Consider the following 2,611-nt stretch of genomic DNA (forward strand, 5'->3'; position numbering starts at 1 on the left):
ACCTGGGAGGCCGCCCACTCGTCCCACTGCTGCAGGTGCAGGTCGGTGCCGCACAGCCCGGCCCGCAGCACCCGGATCTTCACCTGCCACGGCCCGCAGGACGGTTCGGGCCGGTCCACCAGCTCCAGACCCGGTCCCGCCGCCATCTTCGCCAGCGCCCGCACCACCGTCTCCTCTCCTGTCACCATCCAACCACTTGCCATCGGAGGTCGCGCCGGTTGATAGCCGGGATGCCGTGCGCGCTTCCCGCCGGCGCCCGACCGGCCACTGCTGCTCGGCGTTTCTGGACGGCTCGGCCGCAGCCGTTCGGGGTGGGGGTGCCGGGGTTCGCCGGCCTGCTCGGCCTGTTGGTGTTCCTGGCTGGTTCGGGCTACCTCGCCCGGTCGCCGATTCACAGGGACGCGGTGCTACCGCTCATGCTCGCGCTCGCCGGGCCTCCGGTGGGCCTGATCACGGTCGGGGTGCTGTACCTGATGTGGTTGCCCGATGCGTGCTCGACGACCACCGAACGGCCGGTGAACACCGTGAACGGACGAAGCGGCCGCGGGCAGGGCGGTCGACTCACCGGTCACCGCTTCCATGCTGGGCAGGCGGCCCGCCTCGCGAGCCAGTCGCCGGCGAGCGGCACGACGTCGCCGGGCGGCGGCCTGCAGCGCGAACACCCCGCTCAGCGCCATCACCCCGGCGAACGAGGTGAGAACCATCCATAGCGGATTCATCACGCCCCCTTCGCCGCCGCCTCGACCTGTTGCGGGACAAGTAAACCAGCAATCCCAGTGAATTGCCGAGGCGTCCGGTCGTGCGGAAACGAGCCGTGAAGGTTAGCCCGGCTAGGTGAGATGTCACCTAAGTTCAGCCGGCCTCCGGCTGCGGTTCACCAAGAATTCGGCTGTTCACAACTGCCGATAGTTGCCACGCAGATAAGCCACCGGCGCCACCGCGTCATCGATCTCAACCGACTCGACGACACCGCGCACCAGCATCGACCAACCGGCCTCGACCGGTTCGTCGATCAGCCGCGCTCCCAGCCAGCCGGGCGAAGCGGCCAGCACGGGTCCCCACGCGGTGTCCCGCCAGGAGCCCATCCGGAACGGTCCACCCGGGGCCGGCGCCAGGCCGGCCATCGCATCGGCGAGCAACCGGTCGCCGTACGACATCAGGCTGACCGCCCAGCGCCGGGTTCGAAGCAGATCCTCGAACAACTCCGACGCCGGATCGATCAGCCCGATCACTTCTCCCGGCTCGCCGTCGGCGACCACGATCGACGACACCGTGAGGCCGCTCGGCCCCGCGTCGCCGTGCGTCGTCCAGACGGTGACCGGTGCGGGCAATCGTCCACGAAACCGCCGCAGCGGGCGCCGAGGCTGACCCGCCGCGAACGGGTGGGTGTCGTGGATGGTCACCCGGCCAGTTTCTCAGCCCTCGGCGCCGTCGGTCCCGGCGTCCGCGGGAGCCTTGCTGGCCTCCGCGGTTGCGGTCGGGGTCTCCGTCGCCGTCGGGGTTTCCGTCGCGGTCGGGGTCGGCGTGGCGGTCGGCGTCGCCGTGGGGGTCGCGCTCTGCGTCGGCTTGGTCGAGGTTGCGGACGCGGACGGCTTGGGTGCCGCCCTCTTGTTGCTGACCTGGCCGATCGTCGTGCCGGTCCGGCCGTCCAGCGTCTGGCCGGTGCCGAACTCCCAGCCGGTGACGATGCCCATGGCCACCACGAAGGTCGCCGCGGCAGTAGCCAGCATGCCGCCGAACACCATCCACGGACGCCGCGAGCCCCCGCGACGACCAGCGGACGTCCTGGAGCGCTTGCCGTAGTCCTCGTCCACCGCGTCGTCGGGCACGGTGACGACCTCGGGCCGGCCGTCGGCGTCGCGCAGCACGATCTTCTTGACACCCTCACGGGTGTGCTCGAGGCCCTTGGTGTAGAGCGTGCTGGCGAACGCGGCCAGCACACTGGCGATGCCGGCGCCGGCCAAGGTGCCCGCATAGCCCAGGCGCGAGCCCAGGGCAGCCGTCGTGATGGCAGCCAGCGCGCCCCCGGCGATCTGGGTCAGGTTGAAGAGTCTGGGCTTGTCTTCGGTCGTTTCGGTCTTCTCGGCGGTCTTCGTCTCAGTCACTTAGTCACTCGTCTACGTCTCGTCTGGTTCGCACCTCCATCAAGGTTAGTCATTGTGACCAATATTCCCAAAGGCCGGCGTGTCGCCGGTAGGGTGACGACATGGAGACCGCTCAGCAAACCGTCTACGAGCGGGTCGGTGGCCACCCCACCTTCGTCGCGCTGGTCGATGCCTTCTACGCCGGCGTGGCCGAGGATCCGCCCCTGCGGGCGATGTACCCCGAGGAGGATCTCGGGCCCGCCGCGGACCGGCTGCGAATGTTCCTGGAACAGTACTGGGGCGGCCCAAAGACCTACGGCGAGCAGCGTGGACACCCGAGGCTGCGAATCCGGCACGCCCCGTTCACGGTCACCCCGACCCAGCGGGACCGCTGGCTGCACCACATGCTCGCCGCCTTGGACGGCCTGCATCTCGACCCCGAACTGGACGCCGAGATGCGCGACTACCTGATCCGCGCGGCGCACTTCATGGTGAACAGCTTCGAGGAATAGCGCCCGGACTTGGCT

4 protein-coding genes and 1 pseudogene are annotated in these 2,611 nt (G+C 69.6%); 2 read left to right on the forward strand and 3 right to left on the reverse strand.

Translation table 11 applies throughout. The features are described 5' to 3' along the window. A pseudogene (gene tdh, locus Q0066_RS16520) lies at positions 1-188 on the reverse strand (L-threonine 3-dehydrogenase); the annotation flags it as partial. 129 nt (positions 189-317) lie between these two features. Between tdh and Q0066_RS16525 the strand changes: the two are divergent. After that, positions 318-710, forward strand: a complete 393-nt coding sequence (locus Q0066_RS16525; RefSeq protein WP_298134994.1) for a hypothetical protein — start codon at positions 318-320, stop codon at positions 708-710. Between the two features lie 183 nt (positions 711-893). On the opposite strand, the gene Q0066_RS16530 is transcribed toward Q0066_RS16525, so the two are convergent. Then, the gene (locus Q0066_RS16530; RefSeq protein ID WP_298134996.1) at positions 894-1,403 is read right to left on the reverse strand and encodes a flavin reductase family protein; all 510 of its coding nucleotides are present in this window, start codon (positions 1,401-1,403) and stop codon (positions 894-896) included. 12 nt (positions 1,404-1,415) lie between these two features. Beyond that, complete coding sequence (locus Q0066_RS16535) at positions 1,416-2,105, reverse strand: hypothetical protein (RefSeq protein WP_298134998.1); 690 nt, start codon at positions 2,103-2,105, stop codon at positions 1,416-1,418. A gap of 101 nt (positions 2,106-2,206) precedes the next feature. Here Q0066_RS16535 and Q0066_RS16540 point away from each other — a divergent pair, with 101 nt between their 5' ends. Beyond that, complete coding sequence (locus Q0066_RS16540; RefSeq protein ID WP_298134999.1) at positions 2,207-2,596, forward strand: globin; 390 nt, start codon at positions 2,207-2,209, stop codon at positions 2,594-2,596. Positions 2,597-2,611: the final 15 nt, after the last annotated feature.

The organism is Micropruina sp. (assembly GCF_027492755.1).
GTDB lineage: Bacteria > Actinomycetota > Actinomycetes > Propionibacteriales > Propionibacteriaceae > Micropruina.